General features: G+C 62.6%; 16 protein-coding genes and 2 pseudogenes. 9 read left to right on the top strand and 9 right to left on the bottom strand.

All coding sequences use genetic code 11. The annotated features are described in order from the left end of the window. Positions 1–9 precede the first annotated feature (9 nt). On the bottom strand, positions 10–1,338 hold the full coding sequence (locus K254_RS0106885; protein WP_081709946.1) for an MFS transporter: 1,329 nt from the start codon (positions 1,336–1,338) through the stop codon (positions 10–12). Positions 1,339–1,620: 282 nt separating this feature from the next. On the opposite strand from K254_RS0106885, the gene K254_RS0106880 reads away from it, so the two are divergent. After that, positions 1,621–2,196: an antibiotic biosynthesis monooxygenase gene (locus tag K254_RS0106880; RefSeq protein WP_026554735.1), complete on the top strand. Its 576-nt coding sequence runs from the start codon at positions 1,621–1,623 to the stop codon at positions 2,194–2,196. Between the two features lie 168 nt (positions 2,197–2,364). After that, the gene (locus K254_RS24780) at positions 2,365–5,676 is read left to right on the top strand and encodes an NPCBM/NEW2 domain-containing protein (protein ID WP_051388942.1); all 3,312 of its coding nucleotides are present in this window, start codon (positions 2,365–2,367) and stop codon (positions 5,674–5,676) included. 65 nt (positions 5,677–5,741) lie between these two features. Here the strand turns inward: K254_RS24780 and K254_RS0106870 are convergent, their stop codons facing one another. The 4 genes from K254_RS0106870 to K254_RS0106855 form a co-directional block, all read right to left on the bottom strand. Beyond that, a complete protein-coding gene (locus K254_RS0106870) occupies positions 5,742–6,407 on the bottom strand; it encodes a phosphotransferase (protein ID WP_081709945.1) in 666 nt (221 codons plus the stop codon). Further along, positions 6,408–6,677 carry a hypothetical protein gene (locus tag K254_RS0106865; protein WP_026554733.1) on the bottom strand — a complete coding sequence of 90 codons (270 nt, stop codon included), beginning with the start codon at positions 6,675–6,677 and terminating at the stop codon, positions 6,408–6,410. It abuts the gene before it with no gap. A gap of 880 nt (positions 6,678–7,557) precedes the next feature. After that, on the bottom strand, positions 7,558–7,680 hold the full coding sequence (locus K254_RS26310) for a hypothetical protein (protein WP_269209005.1): 123 nt from the start codon (positions 7,678–7,680) through the stop codon (positions 7,558–7,560). A 117-nt stretch (positions 7,681–7,797) separates the two neighbouring features. Then, positions 7,798–8,316, bottom strand: a complete 519-nt coding sequence (locus K254_RS0106855; protein ID WP_026554732.1) for an AAA family ATPase — start codon at positions 8,314–8,316, stop codon at positions 7,798–7,800. A gap of 133 nt (positions 8,317–8,449) precedes the next feature. Between K254_RS0106855 and K254_RS0106850 the strand changes: the two genes are divergently transcribed. The 3 genes from K254_RS0106850 (at position 8,450) to K254_RS0106840 (ending at position 10,584) form a co-directional block, all read left to right on the top strand. Continuing rightward, entirely contained in the window at positions 8,450–9,256 is an 807-nt protein-coding gene (locus K254_RS0106850; protein ID WP_026554731.1) for a hypothetical protein, read from the top strand. Positions 9,257–9,583: 327 nt separating this feature from the next. Further along, on the top strand, positions 9,584–9,967 hold the full coding sequence (locus K254_RS0106845) for a nuclear transport factor 2 family protein (RefSeq protein ID WP_026554730.1): 384 nt from the start codon (positions 9,584–9,586) through the stop codon (positions 9,965–9,967). Positions 9,968–10,146: 179 nt separating this feature from the next. Beyond that, positions 10,147–10,584 carry a VOC family protein gene (locus K254_RS0106840; protein WP_026554729.1) on the top strand — a complete coding sequence of 146 codons (438 nt, stop codon included), beginning with the start codon at positions 10,147–10,149 and terminating at the stop codon, positions 10,582–10,584. Between the two features lie 607 nt (positions 10,585–11,191). On the opposite strand, the gene K254_RS0106830 is transcribed toward K254_RS0106840, so the two are convergent. Next, entirely contained in the window at positions 11,192–11,590 is a 399-nt protein-coding gene (locus K254_RS0106830) for a protein-tyrosine phosphatase family protein (RefSeq protein ID WP_231391853.1), read from the bottom strand. A gap of 141 nt (positions 11,591–11,731) precedes the next feature. Here K254_RS0106830 and K254_RS22220 point away from each other — a divergent pair, with 141 nt between their 5' ends. Then, on the top strand, positions 11,732–12,388 hold the full coding sequence (locus K254_RS22220) for an HAD family hydrolase (protein ID WP_035749077.1): 657 nt from the start codon (positions 11,732–11,734) through the stop codon (positions 12,386–12,388). A gap of 23 nt (positions 12,389–12,411) precedes the next feature. On the opposite strand, the gene K254_RS0106820 is transcribed toward K254_RS22220, so the two are convergent. Further along, positions 12,412–12,777 carry a VOC family protein gene (locus K254_RS0106820; protein WP_026554726.1) on the bottom strand — a complete coding sequence of 122 codons (366 nt, stop codon included), beginning with the start codon at positions 12,775–12,777 and terminating at the stop codon, positions 12,412–12,414. Between the two features lie 91 nt (positions 12,778–12,868). On the opposite strand from K254_RS0106820, the gene K254_RS0106815 reads away from it, so the two are divergent. From K254_RS0106815 to K254_RS26445, 3 genes and pseudogenes are all read left to right on the top strand, one after another. Further along, positions 12,869–13,819, top strand: a complete 951-nt coding sequence (locus K254_RS0106815) for a helix-turn-helix transcriptional regulator (RefSeq protein WP_026554725.1) — start codon at positions 12,869–12,871, stop codon at positions 13,817–13,819. Between the two features lie 263 nt (positions 13,820–14,082). Continuing rightward, positions 14,083–17,097 (top strand): annotated as a pseudogene (locus K254_RS22215) (Tn3 family transposase). 137 nt (positions 17,098–17,234) lie between these two features. Next, positions 17,235–17,699: an immunity protein Imm33 domain-containing protein gene (locus tag K254_RS26445; protein ID WP_442853043.1), complete on the top strand. Its 465-nt coding sequence runs from the start codon at positions 17,235–17,237 to the stop codon at positions 17,697–17,699. A gap of 225 nt (positions 17,700–17,924) precedes the next feature. Here the strand turns inward: K254_RS26445 and proS are convergent, their stop codons facing one another. Both proS and K254_RS22210 read right to left on the bottom strand, forming a co-directional pair. Beyond that, positions 17,925–19,331: a proline--tRNA ligase gene (proS, locus tag K254_RS0106805; RefSeq protein WP_026554724.1), complete on the bottom strand. Its 1,407-nt coding sequence runs from the start codon at positions 19,329–19,331 to the stop codon at positions 17,925–17,927. Between the two features lie 298 nt (positions 19,332–19,629). After that, a pseudogene (locus K254_RS22210) lies at positions 19,630–20,862 on the bottom strand (IS256 family transposase). Positions 20,863–21,183: the final 321 nt, after the last annotated feature.

The following is a 21,183-nucleotide window of genomic DNA, read 5'->3' as shown; positions in this document are numbered from 1 at the left end:
ATGGCCTGGCTAGTCTTCGCCGTCGTACTCCATGGCATGCGGAAGATCGCGCATCGGGCGCAGGGGTGAGGTGAGCGAGATGATGGCGGCGGTAGCGGCCAGAGCGGCCGAAAGCCACAGGCCCGGCACATTGCCCAGCCAGCCGGCGACGGCGCCGCCCAACAGCGCGCCGAGCGGAATGGCGCCCAGACTGACAAAGCGGCTGGCCGAGGCCACCCGGCCCATCATCCGGGCCGGTGTGATCTTGGCCCGGATGCCCGAGGAGCTCACGGTGCCCACCACAATGATGACGCCGAAGAGGAACTCGCTGCCCGCGATCGCGACCACTGGAGGGATCGGCACCACCGTCACCAGCGGCAGCAGTGCAAAGGCCGCCGGCAGAGTGACGTTGGCTGTGACAACGGTGCGCACCTCTCCCAGCACGTCTTTGATCTTCAGGCCCACCAGCGATCCGACAATGCCTCCCACGGCGCCGATCGCGATGAGCAGGCCGTAGGTTTCCGGCGCTACGCCCAATTGCCGCAGCACGAAGATCGGGACGATTGCCGTGAGCACGCCGGCGCCCAGATTGTTTGCCGCTGCCGTCAGCATGAAGGTGCGCAGCACGGGGTGCTCCAGCACAAACCGCCAACCCGTGGCGAGCGAGGTGCCAAAGGGTTCCCTGTCGGACTTTGGGACCGGCACCTCCCGTACGGGCATCAGCGCCAGCAGGGCGGCGGAGAGCAGATGGGCGGCGGCGGTGAACAGGAACAGCACCGGGCCGGCCATGACCCGGAGCAGTTGGCCGGCCAGCCCGGGCCCGACAATCGACAAGGTGGTGGTGGAGGTTTGCAGCCTGGCATTGGCTTCCGACACCCTGTCCCTGCCCACCAGCACAGGGAGGACGCTGGTGTGGGCGGTGTCAAAGAACACGCCGGCTGTGCCCGTAATGGCCGCAACCACCATGATCTGCCAAATGCTGAGGGCACCCAGCAGCCACGTGGCGGGAATGCTGGCCACCGCCACGAAGCGGACGAGTTCGGCGGACACCAGTACTGACTTCTTCTGCCAGCGGTCCACCCAGACGCCGACGGGGATGCCGAGGATGAGGTTGCCGGCATTTCCCAGGGCGGTGATGACGCCAATTTGGAACGGTGTGGCGTGCAGCAGCAGCACGGCTGTGACACTTAGCGCCAGGGCGGAGAATTGCTGACCCAGACCGCTGCCGACATTGGCCAGCCACAAGCTCAGATAGCCGCGGTCGCGGAAGATGCTGGGCGCTCGTTCCGGCTTGTCTGCGGCTGCTGTGGCCTCAGTCGTCATGGCCGTCCCCAGTGGCGGCACGACTAGTGGAGCCATTTCCCATAGTTTTCCAGTCCCCACCCTCTACGCCAGCTTCTACCACCCCGCCAGCATGACTGTGCCGTGGATCACTCTCGATACTTTACCCTTCAATTCATCCACTGGGTGGCTGTTTGACAGAATCGTCGATCTGGAATGGCGGAAAAGTCGTGAATGTCAGCATCTAGTCACAAACTCCGCCCGGTTGCCTCGGCCCCGGGGATGGCACTTGTCCGGGATCACAGGCCGGTACGCCGCAGCCGCGGCCCTTGGCCGTGGTGGAGGCGATAAATTGGATGGGTGCCAAATGCCCAGCCTGTGACAGTTTCCATCGCTCGAACCGTTCTGCCGGGCTACCACCGCCAATTTGCGGCATGGGCGCACGCCGGACAGGAACTTGCCCGCGAATGGCCCGGCTACCTCGGTTCCGGCTGGGTGCGGACCGGGCCGGATTCCCCCGAATGGCACATGCTCTACCGTTTCGCCGACGCCGAGTCCTTGCATGCGTGGGATGAATCGCCCGAGCGCCGCTGGTGGATTGAAAGCGCCGCGGAGCTGATGGAAATCACCCGCGTGGAGCACCGGACCGGCATTGAGGGCTGGTTTGAACAACCGGGGGATGTGAACGTCAGCGTCCCGGAGACAGTGGTGCCGCCTCGGTGGAAGCAGGCCGTGAGCATCTTCCTGCCGTTCTTCCCGCTGAGCCTGCTGGCCAACTTCCTGCTGCACCCGCTCACCAGCAACTGGCCGCTGCCGCTGGCCGTGCTCCTCAACGTCTGCCTGCTGACACCCCTGATGACGTACATCTTCCTTCCGGCCAGCACCCGGCTACTGCGGCCCTGGCTGCAGGCATCGCGGAAGCCCCGGCGCCGCTAGATTTCCGCCACTGGCGGCAGGTCAACCGAGTCCCTACCACACCGGGATCCCTCATGCTCGGCTTCTTGTTAAATTTACAAAGGTCCTTTGCAAAATTAAATTCAGCCCCATAGTCTGTTCGCGAGCCGGGTCCAAAGTTTGTGCTCCGGCTCACAGCGAGGAGGCTGTATGAACCACCCACGAGCGATTCCGATCGCCACAACCATTCTTTTGACCGCCGGACTGCTGGGCAGTGCCGTCACACCTGCAACGGCCGCGCCAACGGCGGCAATGGCCCAGCAAGGCACCTTTGGAGCCCAGCTGAAAGCCAACACCGGTGCCACGGCGGTTTCCGAGAGCACCTTCACCAACGGAGGCTTTGAGTCGGCAGGAGCGGGCTGGACCTTTGCAGGCAATGGCGGCATAGCATCGAATTCTCCCCACTCCGGGGCAAAGCTGGCCTACCTTGACGGCGGCGCGTCCAACTCGCTCACGCAGCGGTACACCGTCAATGCCGCGGGGAACTTTGCCGCCGCAGCGTGGATCGCCAGTGAACGTGCCGGAGGCACCTTTGGAATCCGCACCAGCGGGGGAGAGATGCTCGCCCAGGTCGACATTCCGGCCAACGGCTCGTACAAGCGCTACTCCCTTGCACCCGTCCGCATCGACGCCAACACCCAGCTCGAAGTGTTCTTCACCGGCGGCGCCGGATGGCTCAACATCGACGACGTCGAGATGGCGCGCGCCCGCACGGTGGCGGACTTCGCCATCGCTGGCCAGCAGGGTGATGCCGTCCTGGACGAAAACGACCACACCATTGCGCTGCAAATGCCCTACGAGACCGACCTCTCCGCCCTGTCGGCCGCGGCAACACTGCCCCCAGGGAGCAGCATCAGCCCCGATCCCGCGCAGCCGCGCGACTACAGGGCCCCCGTCTCCTTCACCGTCACGGACGCCGCCGGATCCGCCGTCGTCTGGACCGCCGCGGTAGCCACCGAACCCAAATCCATCACCATCGACAGCTCCTACGCACCGCTGGTCGAAGCCTTCAACTGGTCAAAGGCCAAGGCTCGCAGCTACGTCCAGACGGGCAAGAACGGTCCCATCAACGTCAACGGCGGCACAGCCGGCCCCGAACGGGTTGACTACGTTCCCTCCTACTGGGCCGGCTATGCGCACCGCACCGCGTTCTATTCACGGGACTTCGTCCACCAGGCCAATGGTGCCCACCTCGCGGGGCTCGACGCCGAGAACAAGTCCATGATCAAACTGTTTGCCGGCACGGCCAACGAGTCGCGCAAGTGGTATCCCCTCTGGGCGCTGAACTTCGACGGCAGCACCTACACCATCGACTACAAGAGCGACACGAACTTCGTCCGCGAGGTCCCCGCCGTGTTCGAACTGGTGTCGAAGGCCAACGAACAGTACCGCTGGACCGGCGACGCCGACTATCTGAACGACCCGGTCCTGTGGCAGTACTACACCAAGGCCGTGACGGACTTCATCGCCCTTCACGACTCGGTCATCCCCAACGGGGTTGCCGAGGGAACCGGAAAGGGCATCTTCCAGGGATCCGCAAGCTACGACGAGCGCGGCGGCGAGGTGGTGGTCGAATCCGGCGACAGCATCGGCTCCCAGTACCAAGCGTTCCTTGCGTACGCTGACATGGCCCAGGCCAAGGGCGACACGGCAATAGCCCAGCAATTCGCCCAGAAGGCGAAGGATCTCCAGAAACTCTTCTCCACCAGCTGGGGAGTGGAGCATGGGGTGTCGGAGTACATCCGCGGCCGCAACCCAGACAACAAGGCGTTCACCGGTTTCGGCCGCGAACCCTCGGTGTTCCTGGCACTGAAGGAACTGCCGGACCCCAATTCCAAGAAGACCTACGACTTCCTCGACTACCTCAACGAGATGTACAAGGTGGACGGTCCTCCCAACGTTGAGTCTCTGTCCTACGTCCCCGATGCTCTGTTCAACTACGGTGAAAACGAGGAGGCATGGGGCTGGATGAAGCAGATCATCGAGACGCGCAACGAACCGCACGAAGTGCGCGCCCAAGGCCTCAACGGGGACTACCCGGAGGTCAGCTATACCTTGCTGTCCCAGACCGTCGAGGGGTTGGCTGGAGTCAGCCCCAACGCGGCCAAGCACGAGGTGTCCACACTGTCCCACCTTCCCCGTGAGATTGGCTCGCTGTCCCTTAACCACATCCAGATGGGCCAGCACGAGCTGGGCGTATCGCACGAGGGAACCACCCGCACCGTGGTGCGCCATGAAACCGGCCCGCAGCCGCTGACGTGGAAGGTGCAGTTCGACGGCGGATTCCCGATGGTCAAGGTCGACAACAAGCCCGTCAAGCCAACTTATGAATACGTCAATGGCCGCGCCGTCACCCAGGTCGAGATCACTGTGCCCGTGGGCGCCGCCATGACCGTGGAGACCCTGGGGAAGGACAATCCCAACATCCACGGTGACACCATCCTCACCCACCCGGAGGACTTCACGTTGAAGAGCCCGGCTGAGGCGGCCGTGGGAGTCGACACCCAGCAGGCGAAGTTCACCTGGTCCAAGTCGACCAACGCCTCGGAGTATGAACTGGTGGTGGCGAAGAGCCCCGCCATGGTTGATGTTGTGTCTCGGACAACCGTCAGTGGCTTGAAGGCCACCGTTTCCGGCCTGGATCCGGCACGTGACTACTACTGGGAAGTCACGGCCGTCAACACGTCCACCGGGCAGCGCCTCGTGGTTCCCGGCGGGACGCAGCGCTTCCACACCAGCTCTACAGCCGTTCCCACCGCACCGCAGAATGTGCACGCCTACCGCAACGGGGCGCAGGTGGGGCTGTCGTGGAAAACGTCGTCGGAGACCATCACCTCCACCGTCTACCGGGCGCCGGCCGGCACCCAGGACTTCACGCTGCTCGCGGGCGGACTCACCTCCGGCATGTACCTGGACAAGACGGCCGCTGGGGGACCGTTCACCTACCGCGTGACATCGAGCAACGAACGAGGCGAAAGTTCAGCCACCACCGTCACCGAGGAAGCAATCCCCGACGGCGGCGAGGAAGTGTTCCTCAGCGATCGGGACTGGGTCAGCGCAGTCTCCGGCTGGCAGTCCGTGGTGAAGGACCGTGCCGTCTCCGGTGGCGCGCTGAGGATCAACGGCACCACCTACGCCAAGGGACTGGGCGCGCACGCCAATTCCGAGATCGTCTATGCGCTCAAGCCCACGGACCGCACTTTCAAGGCAACAGTTGGCATCGATGACGCGCAGCGCACCTCACAGTACTCTTCGATCACCTTCCAGGTGATCGGCGACGGCCAGGTGCTCTTTGACAGTGGCGTGATGCGGGCGGCGCCCTATTCCACACCCCAGGACGTGTCCGTGGACGTCTTCGGAGTTGAAAAGCTCGTTCTCCGGGTGACCGACGCCGGCGACGGAAACAACAGCGACCACGCTGACTGGGCCAACGCACGGATCCTGCAGCTGCCCCAAGGCTAGCCCGGGACACCCAATGGGAGGGTTGAGGGGTGGAGGCGCAGGCTTCCACCCCTCAACTGTGGGGTTCAGTGGATTCCCGTGGCACGGGACCATCGCGCCAGCTGCCGTTCGCGGATTTGATGCGCCGTTTGCAGCACTTGGAGGCGCTCCGCGAGGTCTTCGACGTCGAACAGCTGCGGATAGTCTGCTTCCAGCCGACGGCGCAGCCGCATATGGAAACCGGCCGGCTGTCCCGCGGCCCCTTCTTCCGCAGCGGCTTCGTCGATGCGGTCGAGTTCAACGCAGGCCGGCGCGAATCTGCACCATTCAAAATCCAACAGTCCAACAACTCTGCCGCCGTCAAACCATAGGTTTGACGCAGTGAAATCGCCGTGCACAACAGGGGAGCCGGGGGAGTCAAAGCCGGAGACCAGACCGGCGCGCCCGCTGAGAAACAGCCGTTCCCTCGCAAAGCCGGCGGCATTGGACGGATCCGCTTCCGCCGCGGCCGCCAGGAGCGCCAGCGCCCGGTCCAGTGGCAGCGGCAGGATCGAGGCTCCGGCGATGCCGGCGTCGTTCTCCCGGGGCCGTGCAATGGAGGCGATCATTGCGGAAGCGGCATCCGACGGCCGCCAAGCATGGAGCGACTTGAGCAGGGCGACGGCATCCTCCAGGCACGTCTGTTGTACGGCCTCGGGCAGCCCTGGCCATGCCATCCCAAGCGATTGTCCGGGCAGCCGGTGGCAGACCATCTAGGTCAGACCCGCAGGGGCGGGAACGGCGCCGGCGGCCAGCACCTCAGGGTAGCCAACCACCCTGGACAGCTCACGACCAACGGCGGCTTCGCGAAGCATCCGCTGCCTGTCGCCCCGCCAGCAGATCCGGAGAACGACGGTGCCGCGGTCGGGGTCCGTGATGGCCCAAACGTCATTGGAGTTGCTCTCAAGTAGTACAGAATCGTCTGCAAGGGACAAACCCGCCGCGGGCAGCACGTCTTCCAGGCGTTGGCGGGCTGTGGACATGGAACGAGGCTGCCAACCTCGGCGCGGCTCCACATTCAATGGCTATTGAATTGTCTCTGAATTGTCGGAATTGGATTTCAATTCATGAATACCGGGGGAGTGGCGGCCCTTTCGGCCCCCCTGCAGAGTCTCTTCTGGAGTGGCGGCCCGCACTTCAGATTGGAATCGTCGACGCCGGCTGCTCCGACGGTTGTCCGGGCTGGTCCACCGGCATCCTGGCCGTTGTCGTTGTTACAAGTGATACAGCGGCAACTGGCCAACACGGCTTTACGGCTTGTCAAAGACTGTAATTGTCCGCACCGATAAACTTCCATAAACTTTGGTCAAAGTTTATGGTTTCGGCGAGTTTATGTGACCAGATGGAGAGTTTATACGCAGGCATAAACTTCGGCAAAAACGAGACATATGTCTGAGATTTTGGCCGGATTTTCGGTTTGAAGGCAGTTTGGCCCCAGTCGGTCGGCCGGGCGCGAACTTGGGAACGGGGTGGCCGAGCCAGGAATTGAGGTCCAGAACCGCCAAATCGACGTACAGATGACAGGCTGGAAATCAGCATTATTCCAGACCCTGATATCGCGCCGATAATCTACATTATGTCAAGTAAAGCCCGGAAGGGGCTCCTCAACGGCTGATCTGGCAGGTTTGGGTACTTGCGGCCCGCAGCCCCGTTTGAGAACCCTCTGCGGCTCCGGCGCCCGGCAGCCCCCAAAGGGCAACGCAATTTTGCCTGCCTCCGGTGGTGCGCCACGAACCAGCGCCACGCCGGCTTCGAATCCTGGTGCGAACGCGACAATTTGATGCAGCTGGACTGCGTCCCAGCGACACCGGGACCGCGTCCCACGCCTTCCCGGTCGCATTGTCCGCCTCACTCCCCCAGCGTTCACATGTGCTGGACATCTTCCTTGAGTGGATCAGTGATGACGTCACCGAAGGATGGCAGCCCAACGGAGGCTTCGACCCATTCCGAAAGCACCAGCACCCGGGACTCGGATCCCTGTTCCACATACAGTCCTGCACCGGACATTTTCGCAGGCGGGTTTTAGGGGAATCATGTGGCCGTGGCAACGTGCTGATTTCCAAATCCGGGAATTCCAGTGGGGCTCGCGCTGCGTAGAACCGGTTATTGGGCCGTGTTTCCGGCCGCTCGGCTCTTCGCGAGGATCTCGTCGACGACATGTGTGAGTGGGGCGGTGGCATCGATGATGATGCCATGGGGTGGAACGTCCTCTTTGGTGCGATGGAGCTGGAGTATGAGGTCTCGTTCTGCCTGTCGCCCACCCCACTCGTCCTCCGGACGCTCGTGAAGCCGCCGGGCCAGGGTCTCGAGGTCGACCTGGAGCACGAAGACGCCGTCGAACAGGTCCACGAACTTTCCGAAATTGCGGGAGCCTCCGCAGAAGAAGGTCACCTCCTCGCGCTGATCCTCGATGAGCGTCCTGACCTCGTCAATGCGCCAAATGTGATGGTCGTGGACCGCGAGCCCCGTGACGTTGACGGGCTCACCCGTGTTCGGGTCGCCCTGGTAGGCCAGTTCCCGGTCGCCGTGGATGGCGTGGTAGCCGCGCCGCGCCAACTCCTCGCACACCGACGTCTTCCCGGTTCCGGAACCGCCCTCGATGAGGAAGTTTCTGCTGCCCATGCTGAATTATAGGCAGGGGGTGCACGAAGTGAGCTGTCGCGGATCGGCTTGTGAACGAACCTGCAGGACTACTTCGACCGTTTTGCGCCAGCCCGTTGCCGTGATTGGATAGCTCAAACTGACAGGAGTCCCCATGAATTGGTACGAAACCAACAGCGGCTTCGCTCCCAGCCGGGACGACTTGGGCTGGCTCATTTCCCGGAACGGAGACGACCTCCGCGGCTTCACAGGGATAGACGCCTCAGGGTGGGAGGACAGTACCTGGATCCTCAACGCCTTCTACGAACTCCCGTCGAAAGGACCAGTTCCGACGCACGATGAGTTGCATAAGTCCCGCATCGGATCCGGAGATGAAGAACCCCTGATCATCAACGGGGTCAACCTTGATGAGATGACAACTGCTACAGGCGGCGGGCTTGGCTACGAAAAAAGGCCACCAGTGGATTGGCAGCGACGCACCTGGGCGGAGATGCTGGTCCGGTTCCCTCACCCCCGCCCAGCGGACGGACCCCCGCCCTGCTACCGCTGGTTCCCCGCAACAGACTTCCCCGCGAACATCGAACTGCCCACTGAAGGTTCCATGTCTGAAGAAGACTTCACCGAACTTATCAACGTCCTCTCCCGCCGCACACCCGCAGCTGCCTGCTCCATGTACTTCGCTGGCCTGACCAGCACTTTCCCTGACTCACCCGAAAATCCGGTATACGACGCGAGCCTGCTGAATCTCCCGCCGCTTCTGAGAGAGGCCAGCGAAGATGGCCAAGTCTTCACGCCCTCGAACATTTGGCCATCCGATAGATCATGGCTCGTCTATACCGACTACGACCTCTGGGCGACAAAAGTCAGCGGCAGCACCGAGCTCATCAACGAACTTCGGATGAACCCACTCCTTGAAACTTTCGACTGGGCACCCGCTGGATCCGCAAACCGCACCACCTAGATGTGGGCTGAAGCATGTCCATCGGGTTTCGGATTCACCCGCAGCGAGGGAACCAGGCTCGCCCGGGATCTAGACAGAGAAGACCATGCCGGCGTCCGGTAAAGGATCCCTCACCGGAACCCCCAACTTTCTCGGCTCTATTCGAAAGGCACCGTCGGCGAGCCGTCCGGGAATAGGAGGACCCCAACCTTCCGGCCAAGCGAGCAGGTTCGTTGCGATCCCCGGGAGTCCTCCTTGCAAATCCACGCAGCGGCATTCTCCGAGTGACAGCAGCTCGCGCACGTGAAAATATCGAGCATAAAGCACCTCTCATATTCAGGAGGAACCATGTCAACGCTGGCCCCCATCGAGGGATCCCCCACGCTTCGCCGCTACTACGGCATCCTCACTGCAGGTGCCCAGTCGTACGAGGACGGCCGCGGCCTTCTCCCCCTGCTGACAGACGACTTCGTGTTCGACGGTCCGATCGCCGGCCGGATTGCGGGCGGGACCCGGTTCACCCACGGCGTACGAGGTTTCATCGAAACGGTTCGCGACATCACGATCCTTCAGGCCGTTGTCACATCAGCCGGAGCGGCAGTGCTGTACGACGCAGAGCTCCCCCATGGAACAGTCCGATTCTCCGAATTCTTCCAGCTTGACGGCGACAAAATTCGAGAACTCCGCATCCACTACGCCCCGGCCGACTACCTGGCAAGCGGTGGACGCTAGGCAGGTCCGTTCGGGTGCCCGTGCAGCTTGCCCACGCGCTTCTTCCCTCGCTGCTTGCGACGCGCGGCGGCTTCCTCAACAACCTGGCCCGCATGTCCGCCTATCAACCCACACCACGCACGGCCGTCGATGGTGCCTCAACACTGGAGATAGTCGGTCCGCCTTGGTAGCTTCAACGCATGGCCATCAAACTTGAGAATGTCGGCATCGCCGTCCGCGACCTCGAAGCAGCAATCGCCTTTTTCACTGACCTAGGTCTGACGGTCATGGGTCGTGACACGGTCAGTGGCGAGTGGACCGACACCGCCGTCGGACTCGATGGAAACCACGCCAACATCGCGATGCTCCAAACCCCAGACGGTCAGGGCCGGCTTGAGCTATTCGAGTACATCCATCCCACAGCGATCGAGACGAACCCAACCCAACCGAACGACATCGGTATGCACCGCGTGGCTTTCTCCGTGGACGACATCGACAAGGCCCTTGAGATAGCCGCAAAGCACGGGTGCCATCCACTACGCGGCGTGGCGACCTACTCCGACGTCTACAAACTCACCTACCTCCGCGGCCCCAGCGGAATCCTCGTGATGCTCGCCCAGGAACTGAAGAAGGGCTGACGCCCGAATCATCCCCATATGGCCTGCAATGCCAACCCACAGGGTCCACGGCTGCACCGCAAGGCGTGCTTGCGGGGCAGCCGATGGCAGTCAGCCAGGTCATGACACCTACGGCGTAGCAACCACGTCCCATGGAGGAATCGGGCGCCGGGACCGGTGGCACTGGCTATGGCCCGAAGCTTTCTGTGTCGCTGATTTACGAGGCCATCGACACGAGAAGTGCGAACCCCAGTCCCGCGAACGCGAATCCGACTACGAGTGCGACAACTGCCCTGAACGCGTGGTTGGGTGCCCAAGGCACGAGGAAGACGGGTAGTCCAATCAGAAAAGGTATTGGCGCAAGGTTGCCGATTGTGCCGCCGAGATTCCGGCTGATTCCGTATCCGGCACCTGTGCTCCCGTTGATTCCGCAGAATTCCCAGAGCGCGCTGACCAGCAGCACCAAACCCACAATCACTGGAATCGGAAGTGCCCAGAGCAGGTGGAGCCAGGGGCGCTGCATCGGAACAATTCCGGGCACGTAGGACACGCCCCTTTCCATCGGCGAATCCGTGGCGCGGCCAGCAGTCGCAGCCTGTACACGATCGCGCACGCAACTCGACCCGTCCTAGAGCAACGCTGCTGCCTCGATTATCCACCGACGTTGGCGGTGGGTCTCGACGGCGCGTGGGTGGTAGTTCCTGCGCACCCACGCTGCGGCGTCGGAGGCTGGAATTCCTGACATGACCGCCATCAGGGCAAGAGCGGTGCCCGTCCGCCCAACGCCGCCATTGCAGGAGATCTCAACCCGCTCCGCCGTCGATCTCTCGAACGCCTCCCGCAGCACCCCAACTGCTTCAGGGGTGGAAGCCGGCAGGCCGAAATCCCGCCACTTGACCCAGCGGTGCTCCCACGGCTGGTCCCCCGGGGCGCGGCCAAGGAGGTAGACGGCGAAATCGGGCGGCTCGGCAGTTCCACGGGAACGACGGCGTCCGGTCCCCCGGACCCGCCGCCCATCGGGGAACATCACGACCCCTGTTTGGTTGCCCCACTCCTCCATTCATCCAAGGTAGTTCGGTTCGCTGAATCCGTCCCGCCAATTGCCCACAAACACCCATCGATAGTCACTGGCAGTGAATGCCGAGCCGAGGATGGGTAGTCTGGACGAATGCTGCTGCTCGTGGATTTGGACAACACGTTGGTTGATAGAGCATCGGCATTCAACCTATGGGCCACCACTTTTGTGCGGTCACTCGGGGGTTCCGATCTGGACGACGAGTGGCTCATTGCTGCCGACCGCGATGGCTACGAACCGCGGGAATCTCTGGCGCGTGCCATCAAGGATCGATTCGACACCGGTCTGGGCATTGAGGATCTCGCTCATGCACTTCTCTTGGAGCACGTGGACTTGCTGACCATAGACCCTGGGACAATCTCTGCTCTCCGCCGTGCCCGCAGCAGCGGTTGGAAAATTGGCGTCGTGACCAATGGATCGACGGCGCAACAAACGCTGAAGATCCAGGTGGCCGGCCTGGAGCCGTATGTGGATGCCGTTGTCATTTCCGAGGCCGAGCAGGTAAAGAAGCCCGACCCCGGGATCTTCGCAATTGCCGCGAAGCGCCTCCTTGCCGATCCTGCCGACGGTTGGATGGTCGGTGACCACCCAACCGCAGACATCGCCGGCGGCCGTGCGGCAGGTCTGAGGACAGGCTGGGTATCGCGCGGCAAGGAATGGCCCAGCGGGATGGCTGCCCCAGACCTCTCGGCGCCTACAGCGGCCGAGGTGATCAACGCCGTCGTTCGGTCCGACGCCCAGAGTCGCTGACCTTCGGGTCGATTGGGAGCGCGTCAGTCCATGGGGGAAACGCGGATGAGGTTTCCGTCGGGATCGGCGACCACGAAGGTGCGTCCGAAGACCTCCTCGTACGGTTCTTCGATCACGGTGACTCCCTTGGCCACCCAGATGGTGAAGCAGTCGTCCACGGCCGCCGTCGAGCCCGGGAGCATGAGCCCGACCTCGCTGGTTCGGTGTGTGGCCGCCGTGGCCGCGTCGGCGCGACCGGACCACAGGGCGAACAGCACACCCGGGGCGACCTCGAACGGGACGTAGCGGGGTGTGGTGACGACGGGTTCCATCCCAAACAAATCGCTGTAGAAAGCAGTGGCGCGCTCGACGTCTGTGACGTAGATGAGAAAGAGGTTCGGTGTAGTCATTTCAAAGCTCCTGCGTAGTGGTTTTCTGGCCACAGCCAGCCTGACAGCAATACATGACAGTTCTTGTCTGGTATGGATCGATAATGGGGAAATGAAGTCCCAACGCCTGCTCTCGATGATGTTGCTGCTCCAGACGCGGCACCGCATGACCGCCCCTGAATTGGCTGAAGAGTTGCAGGTATCGGTCCGGACGGTTCTGCGGGACGTGGCGACCCTGACCGACGCCGACGTGCCGGTTTTTGCTGAACGAGGCCGCTACGGAGGCGTCGTTCTGCTGCCAGGCTCGCAACTTGATGTATCCCGACTCAGCCCCGCCGAGATCGATGCCCTGCAGCTTCTGGGTCTGGACCCTGGGCAAGCGCGGCAGCTCGGCGTTGAAGCACCAACGCGCACAGCCCACCGGAAGCTGGCTTCGCGCCATCCCGTGCCCGGCCACTCCCTGCTGCCGTTGTCCGGGCTGGTCGTCATCGACAATATGCCCTGGTTCAGCCCCGGGACACCCGGGGCCGACGTCGCTGATCTCGCCAAAGACCTCCAAACGGGCCGGCGATTGCGGATCCACTACCGCAGCAGTGCCGAGAAGGATGCGTCTTGGCGCACCGTTGACCCGTATGGACTCCTCGCGAAGGCAGGCCGTTGGTACCTGGTGGCAGACATCAACACCACGCCGCGGCTGTATTCGCTGGAAAGGCTCCTGCGCTGGGAGACCCTGCCAACTGCCCGATCCCTGCGCCGGGGTGAGTCGCTGGCCAGCGTGAGCCGGCAACTCAGCACATCTGTCGGGAGCCGCAATGGAATCACTGTCACTGCAACGCTTGCGGCGGACAGGCTTGACCTCGCACGACGAATCCTGGGATCACGGCTCACCAGCAGCAATCCTCTTGACCCCGACCGTGCAGAGATCACCATCGTCTATGACCGGGCGGAGGCCGCGCGTCAGCTCCTACAATTCGGCACCCACCTCCGCGTCACTGGGCCACCCGAGGTGCAAGCCGTGATGCGCGAAGTTGCCACCGCCACGGCTGCACTGTACGAACGCTAGGCAGGGAGACTATCGGTCCGTCCGCGACCGCGATGCGGAACCTCGCCGCTTATTTCACGATGGCGTAGCGCAGAAGCACCACACCGTTGTCGAATGGGGTGGCCTCAAGCAGCTGCAGGTCCTGCTGGCCCTCGAAGATGCGCGTTCCCCTGCCGCGCGACGCCGGGCAGACGAGCAGCCGGATCTCGTCGACGAGACCGGGTCTGGGGAAGAAGCGCCCGGAAATTCACGCTAAGGAGTCAGAGGCCTGTTGAATGGGTTCCGTGGCGGTCGATTTTCTAAGTGATGAGCAGGCCGCAGGGTTCGGCGGATTCCCCGACGAGGTATCGACGGAGGACCTGGAACGTTTCTGTTGGTTGGACGATGCAGACCTGTCGGTAGTTGGTCGCCGTCGGGGAATGCACAACCGCCTGGGATTCGCTGTCCAACTGATCACGGTGCGGGTGGCAGGGCGGTTCCTGACGGATCCATTGGCTGTTCCGTGGCCGTTGGTGGAATCCCTGGCCGGGCAGTTGGGTATTGCGGATGCTTCCGTGCTCAAGCTGTACGCGCAGCGGGGACAGACCGGTTATGAGCACGCCGCGGAAATCTCCACCGTTTACGGGTATGCGGATTTCTCTGATCCGGCCCGGTACGAAGAGCTGAGGCTGTTTCTGGAGGCCCGGGCCTGGACGTCGTCGGAGGGACCGGTGCGTCTGTTTGAACGGGCGGTGCTCTGGCTGCGTGAGCGCAAGGTCCTTCTCCCCGGCGTCTCTACGTTGACACGACTGGTTATAGAGGTCTGTGCCGGAGCAAATGACCGCCTCCATTCCATGCTGGTTGACGCTGCCGGCCCCGCCTTGATTCTGGAATTGGAAGGTCTGCTTCGCGTTGGGGAGGGGTCACGGCTGACCGCGTGGGAAAGACTGCGGACCGGGCCCTCGCGGGTGTCGGTGCCGGAGTAGTTGCGGCAGTTGGAGCGGCTGGGCCGCTTGCGGGCGCTGGGTGCCGAGTCCATCGACGTGGAGATGATCCCCGAGGGCCGGATGAATGCCTTGGCCCGCTACGGGTTGGCGGGCAAGGCCTCATCGCTTCGAGGACTATCGGGCCGGCGCCGGGGTGCGACATTGCTTTGTGCCGTGCGCGCCTTGACGTCGGAGATTGCCGATGATTTGTGTGATGCTCTGGATGCCATTGTCACCGAACGCGTTCTGCGCAAGGCGGCCAGGGAATCCAGTGCGGCCCGGTTGAAGTCCCTGCCCCGCTTGTCCAAGGCCTCACTGCAATTGGCGAAGGCCGCGAAAACACTGGTCGAGGTCCTGTGCAATACGGAATATTCCGGCGCAGGGGCCGCCTCGGTGCTGGCCGATCAGGTGTCCTTGCCCGAGCTGCGCGCCGCGCTGGAGGTGGTGAACGAAGTGGTGAATCCCGACGGAGCCGAGGCTGACACCGCAGCCGAGATGATGCGGCGGTTCGCCACCGTGCGCTCGTTCCTGCCGGCGTTGGCCGCGGCGGCACCCTTCGGGGCCACCGCGTGCGGAGCACCAACGTTGGCGGCGCTGACGGCGCTGCCGGAGGTTCTGGACGGCCTTAAGAAGGACCCGGCCGAGGTTGATCTGTCCGTGCTCTCGCCGGCTTGGCAGCGCCTGGTCACGGTTGCGGAGGAGATCGATCGCAAGGCCTACACGGTGGCCGTGATGGAGGCCGTCCATAAGGCGCTGCGGCGTAGGGACATTTTCGTGGTGGGTGGGCGTCGCTGGGGAGATCCCCGGGCGCGGTTGCTCACCGATCCGGCGTGGCAGAAAACCAAGACTGAGACCTTGAGGGCGCTCCAGCTGCCGGAAGAGCCAGCGGACCACCTGGCCGATGTTCGCCACCGCCTTGATGCCCGTTATCTTGCGGCGGCCGAGCAACTGGCCGACAATCCCGCGGTACGCATTGATGATTCCGGCAAGGTCCACCTTTCACCCTTGGAGGCCAAGACGGTCCCTGAGTCCTTGACGCAGTTGCGGGGGTTGGTCTCCGGGATGCTGCCGCGGGTGGATCTGCCCGATGTGCTGCTGGAAGTGCATTCCTGGACGGGGTTCCTCTCGGAATTTAGCCACGTCTCGGAGGCCTCCGCAAGGATGGGCCAGCTCGGTGTTTCGGTCGCCGCTATCCTGGTTGCCGAGGCATGCAACGTCGGCCTGACACCGGTGGTCAAGGACGGCCACCCCGCCCTGACGCGTGGACGCCTGACGCACGTCGACCAGAACTATGTACGCGCCGATACGCTTCGAGCGGCCAACGCCCGTCTAATCCAGGCCCAGTCCGGTCTTGGACTCGCGCAACGCTGGGGCACAGGCTTGTTGGCGTCCGTCGATGGAATGCGGTTCGTGGTGCCGGTGGCCACCGTCAATTCCGGGGCAAATCCCCGGTACTTTGGCCACGGTCGTGGATTGACCTGGCTGAACTATCTCAACGACCAAGACTCCGGGCTGGGTGCCGTCGTGGTTCCGGGGACGGTCCGCGATTCCCTGCATATTTTGGATGGGCTGTTCGATCTTGATGGCGGCCAACGCCCCGAAATGGTCGCCAGCGATACGGCCTCCTACTCGGACCAGGTCTTCGGGCTTTTCACCCTGCTCGGATACCGGTTCTCGCCCCGTCTGGCCGGGTTGCCGGACCAACGGTTCTGGCGCATCGACGCCACGGCGGACTATGGGAAGCTGAACGCGGTGGCCGGCCGCAACCGAATCAATATGGAGCTCATTACGGCGAGCTGGCCGGACATGCTTCGCTTTGCTGGGTCCTTGATTGCCGGGACCGTGCGCGCCTCGGAAATCCTGCGGGTTACCCAGGGCGGTGGGACACCAAGCCTGCTCGGAAAGGCGTTGGCGGAGTACGGCAGAATAGCCAAGACCGAGCATCTGCTGGATTTCATCGATGTTGACGAGGGATACCGCCGGCAGATTCATACCCAGCTGACTGTGCAGGAATCCAGACATGCGCTGGCCAGACTCGTCTTTCATGGCAGGAGAGGCCAGATACGCCAGTCCTACCGGGAGGGCCAGGAAGACCAGCTCGGAGCCCTTGGCCTGGTCCTGAACGCGGTCATCCTGTGGAACACCCGCTACCTGGACGACCCGCTGACTGGGCTGCGGGACCGGGGTGTCAACATTGCCGACGAGGACATGCAACGCCTGTCTCCGCTGGTTTCGGAACACATCAACATGCTGGGCCGCTACTCTTTCACGACCGGTGCCACAGGCACGGAACTTCGGCCATTGAGGAACCCCGACGAGGACCTGGAGACCTAAATGTGGCAACGTTGCCCTGAGCATATCCCCGCCCGCAAGCGGAACCTCCTGCGGGACGGCCCCACATTGCAGTGCCGACAAGCCAGTTAAATTCGGGGCCGTCCGCAGCTGGCCGAACAGAACGGTCTAGGTAGCCGGTGGTCAGTCTGGATACTGCTTCCTGTCCGGGATCGGACACAGTCTGCCTCTCATCGAGATCACCGTGGCAAGCTTGGGAATACAAACGAGAATTTGTATCGAAACGTGGGGATCAGACGAACGGCATATCCAACCAGCAGCTCGATGTTTGTCTACGTTTCGGAGCTGAACCCTTGGCTAGTCCTGCGGACATGAAAGTCGGGATTTCCCGGAATGTTCAAGACGGCGTAGTGCCGATCAACGGCCTGCGACATGCTCCGGTGGGAGATACGACGAGTTGGTACATCTGGGCAGGGGAGGAACTATCAGAAGACAGCGACTTCTTTGTTCCCTTGCACGTCTCCCACTTGGTGAATTGGTGTCCGCAAGTGATTGACTACCTGGCCCTGCCTCCGGGTTCACGGTTTCTGCTTGCACCTGACTATGAAGACATTTGGTTCGATGCAGCGATCGTCCACGATTGACCCAGCGATCCGTCGGCGATCGGCAGAACACCTAATACTCCGAGACGTTAAAGATGTGCGGCCGAGCGTCAGACAGGGAACCTTCAGTGGGACGGCTCATGTCCCTACCTGGCTAGCTAGAAAGACGTGGATACCTGCAAGCACTGGTTGATTCTTCAGAGCTGCGAACCGTGGCCAGCAGTCAGTGTGCTGGCAGGCGTCAATTCATACTCACGTCGGGAATCGTTAGTAACTCCTGCCGACAATCGCCATGAGGTCGGAGTCGAGGTCACCGCTGCTTGGCACTGTTCCTTCGCGGGTTTGCAGGCAGCGGACGCTAACAGCCTCGCGGTTGAGTGCTTCCTCGCCTTCCTCGCCGAGTTGATCCCATGGGATTCGGGCAAATCCTGTCTTGGCCGCTTCGAGGGCCTCAACCACGGACGCAGCCTCCACCGTGCGGTCCGTCAGTCGCTGGCGGGCGGCTGCGATCATCTCGGTGTGCATACCCTCCAGGAGAGCGACAATGGTTGTGCTGATCGTGTCGAGCGTGATCGATTCCTTAGTGCCCGTGTCGCGTCTCACGATCGTTGCTTGGCGCGACTCGAGATCTCGGGGACCAACCTCCAGGCGGACCGGGACGCCCTTAAGCTCCCACTCTGTGGCACGCCGGCCGAAGCTCTGTGTTGTCCGATTGTCGAGCCGGGCACGCACTCCTGCCGCGATCAGTTCGTCGACGAGCGAAGAGGCAGTCGTCATGGTCCGTTCATCGTCTTTCACCGCGAGGACCACGACCTGCACTGGCGCGATGCGGGGCGGTATGCGGATTCCTTGGTTATCACCGTGCGCCATGATCAGCCCACCGACCATCCGCGTGCTTGAGCCCCATGACGTGGTCCAGCACGTTTCGACCTGTCCTGAGCTGCTGGCAAAGGTGATGTCGAATGCCTTCGCGAAGTTCTGCCCCAACTCATGACTGGTAGCCATCTGGAGTGCCTTGCCATCGCCCATCATGGCCTCGCAGGTCATCGTGTTGATTGCACCCGCGAATCGCTCGCGCCGGGATTTGACGCCTACAAGTACAGGAATTGCGAGAACGTTTTGCAAGAAATCGCGATACACGTCCAGGTGGATTCGCAGCGCGTAAGCGTTCGCATCTTCACGGGTGGCATGCGCGGTATGGCCTTCCTGCCAGAGGAACTCCGACGTACGCAGGAACAGGCGAGGCCGCATTTCCCACCGCACAACATTGGCCCATTGGTTCAGCAGCATGGGCAGGTCTCGATGCGACTGGATCCACTTGGACATCAATTCGCCGAACAAGGTTTCGCTCGTTGGCCTAACAATGACAGGCTCCGGCAACTCTTTGCCACCCGCGTGCGTGACTACGGCAAGCTCGGGGCTGAAACCTTCGACATGCTCGGCTTCTCGTTCGAGGTATGACTGTGGAATGAACATGGGCAGATAGACGTTTTCAGCGCCGGTCGCCTTAATGCGCCCGTCGACCTCTGCCTGCATCCGCTCCCAGAGACTGTAAGCATACGGTCGGATCACCATCGTGCCGCGCACCGGACCATTCTCGGCCAGCTCGGCCTTCTCCAAGACGTCCTGATACCAGCGGGGAAAATCATCCTGCTGGGAAGTGAGAACACTCATCCGGCTGCTCTTTACCATTGGGCCACGATACCAGCAGCGCAAAATTCAGAGCTGGATCGCAGCTGGTGAGCTGGCTCTTTGGCTCGACAGGGCCTGAGAGCGATAGCCGCATTCACTGATGCCGCCATTTAGCGCCCAAAGAGAGCCGCCGCGGATCGTCAAAAGTCACAGCCTCCTAAATACCTCGCCAGACTTGATGCCCGATGAAGGGTCCACCACCGGAGCGAGTGCAGACGACTTGGTCACGTCCCGCGGAGTGGTGGAGTTTCTCGACACCGTGCAGGTCAGTTGTTCTAGTTTAGGCGGCGGTGAGTTCCGGAAGGGGCACGATCTCTTCGATGGCCTCGACGGGGTTGTTCATCGTGGTCAGCTCGAGCATGGAGGCCTCGGATGAGTAGCGTCGGTCCGCCGCCTCCCATTCGTCGTGCTGTTCGATCAGGACGGCCCCGGCCAGGCGCAGGAGCGCCGCAGCGTTGGGGAACACGCCGACGACGTCTGTTCGGCGTTTGATTTCCTGGTTGAGGCGCTCCAGCGGGTTCGTGGACTAACTCTGGTGCCAGTGGCGCTGTGGGAAATCGGCAAAGGCGAGCAGGTCAGATTGGGCGTTGGTGAGCATTTCGGCGACCCATGGATGCGACCGGCCAAGCATGGTGGTGACTTCACCGAATTGCTTCACGATGTGGTCACTGTCGGGGTGGGCGAAGATTGTGCGGATGATCGAGGCCACCATTTCCTGCGATCCTTTGGGCACGGTGGAGAGCACGTTGCGCATGAAATGCACCCGGCATCTTTGCCAGCCGGCACCCTGGAAAACGGTGCCGATCGCCTTCTTCAGCCCGGTGTGGGCGTTGGACATCACGAGGTTTACCCCGTCCAGGCCGCGGGTTTTCAGCGGCCTGGGGAACGAGGTCCAGAACCCCTCGTTCTCGCTGTCTCCGACGTCGAACCCGAGGACCTCCCGGCGCCCGTCCGCAGCCACCCCGACGGCGACGACCATGGCCTGGGAGACGATGCGGTGCCCGACACGGGCCTTGCAGTAGGTCGCGTCGAGGAACACATAGGGGTAATGCTGGCTGTCCAGGGTGCGGTCGCGGAACTGGGCGACTTCGGCATCCAGACCGGTGCAGATGCGGGACACTTCGGACTTTGATTTCCCGGTGTCGGCGCCGAGCGCTTTGACGAGATCGTCGACTTTCCGGGTCGAGACGCCGTGCACGTACGCTTCCATCACGACCGCGAACAACGCCTGGTCCACGCGGCGCCGCGGCTCCAGCAACGCCGGGAAGAAGGACCCCTGACGCAGCTTTGGGATCCTCAGATGATGGTCACCGGCCGTCGTGGTCAGGGTTCGGGGCCTCGTCCCGTTGCGGTCGCCGGTGCGGTCGAACGGAGCGGCGCCGATCAACGCGGTCGCTTCCGCATCGATCAGTTCCTGCTACAGCGACTCGGTCGCGGACCGGACGCGGTCGGTGACATCGGTCAGCTTCAGTTGAGCGATGAGGTCGAGCAGGGCAGACTGGTCAAGAGCCATCGTGTGGTGTCCTTTGTGAGTTCTTTAGTCGGTACTCACTGACCATCGCACGGTGGCTCACTACGTTGCCCGGGGCAACGCGCAGCCAGGGAGGAACTACACCACTCCACGGGACGTAACCCTCCGAGGTCACCGCGAAGTCTCGCGACGGCAGGTTGGGGACGGCTCGATCGACTATGGACCAACGTTAGCGGCGCAGTGGTGGCGAAGCATATGCCCACTGTTCCCAGCAAAGCTCGTCGGGGGCTCCCGAGCTGGCGCAACACACCTCGGTCGAGCGTCGTTTCCGCTGGACCTGCCATCTAGGCTGGCTTGGAGCGG

Origin of the sequence: Arthrobacter sp. 35W (genome assembly GCF_000482545.1) — a bacterium.
Lineage (GTDB): Bacteria > Actinomycetota > Actinomycetes > Actinomycetales > Micrococcaceae > Specibacter.
Note: the sequence above shows the minus strand (reverse complement) of the source record. Positions and strands in the feature narration are given on the sequence as shown.